The sequence below is a fragment of the Mycobacterium kyorinense genome, assembly GCF_001672775.1.
Classification (GTDB): domain Bacteria; phylum Actinomycetota; class Actinomycetes; order Mycobacteriales; family Mycobacteriaceae; genus Mycobacterium; species Mycobacterium kyorinense_A.
Genome location: NZ_LZKJ01000186.1, coordinates 1 through 1,067 on the forward strand (window position 1 = coordinate 1; position 1,067 = coordinate 1,067).

The window sequence follows — 1,067 nt, forward strand, 5'->3', positions numbered from 1 at the left end:
CGACGCCGGGCCGCGCCACTCACTGGTCAGCTGCGTGATCACCCTGTCGTAATCGATTGCGGCGGACTCCAACTCGGCGGCCAGCCACCGCCAGGACGACGCCGCGGACATCATCGCCGCCGACCCCGGTCCGGCATACATGCGAGCGGAGTTGACCTCTGGCGGTAACGCCCCGAAATCCAGCACTACGTCTCCTCTAGCTGGTCGCGGCGGCGTTGGCGGCTTCCGTGGCCGCGTACGAACCGGCGCTGGTGCCCAGCATGTTCACGAACATGTCGTGAATTGCCGCGGCTTGGACGCTGGCCGCCTGATACATCCGGGCATGCGTGGCGAACTGTGCCGCCGTCAGCGCCGAAATCTCATCGGCTGCCGGCGGCACTATTCCCGTCGTCGGGCCCGCCGCAGCCGCATTCTGCGCCGCCACTGACGCGCCGATAGCCACCAAATTGCGAGCCGCAGCGGATAGCACCTCCGGCTGGGTTTCTACGAACGCCACGCTGATTTCTCCTCAGTGCTCGGTCTCAACGGCCTTCACGAGCCGCTCGCTAGCGACGTTAGATGGCCGGGAGCCGACTGTGCACTACCAACGACGAGTGTTCACCTAAAGATAGAAAGAGTTCATTACTGCGTACCGCTGACGCCTCTGAACGCCTTATATCTTCATTAGTGAACTTATGTCTCAGATAGTGGATCGCAGCCGTCGCCGATGGCGAGGAAGGGCATCGCATTCGTGACTACGAGGTCGAGTAGATCGGCAGGCTGTAGCGACCGACGAGGCCAGGACGTCAAGTAGTGGATTACGGAGCATTACCGCCGGAAGTCAACTCTGGCCGGATGTACGCCGGCGCGGGCGCGGGACCGATGTTGGCGGCCGCCGCTGCCTGGGACGTGTTGGCCACCGACCTGTACACGACCGCGTCCTGCTACGGCTCGGCGATCTCCGAAATCAGTGGCCTGTGGTCGGGCCCGGCGTCGATTTCGATGGCCGCGGCCGCCGCGCCCTATATCGCGTGGATGAGCAGCAGCGCCGCCCAGGCCGACCAGGCCGCTACCCAGGCCGGGGCCGC

Annotated in this window: 3 protein-coding genes; 1 reads left to right on the plus strand and 2 read right to left on the minus strand. The window is 64.9% G+C overall.

The features are described from left to right. Both A5707_RS23535 and A5707_RS19985 read right to left on the minus strand, forming a co-directional pair. The coding region (locus tag A5707_RS23535; RefSeq protein WP_156657385.1) for a PPE domain-containing protein at positions 1-183 on the minus strand (183 nt) is incomplete at its 3' end. Positions 184-196: 13 nt separating this feature from the next. Next, complete coding sequence (locus A5707_RS19985) at positions 197-496, minus strand: PE family protein (protein WP_065012573.1); 300 nt, start codon at positions 494-496, stop codon at positions 197-199. Positions 497-792: 296 nt separating this feature from the next. Between A5707_RS19985 and A5707_RS19990 the strand changes: the two genes are divergently transcribed. Continuing rightward, positions 793-1,067, plus strand: a 275-nt coding sequence (locus A5707_RS19990; protein ID WP_156658182.1) for a PPE domain-containing protein, incomplete at its 3' end; no start/stop codon positions are given.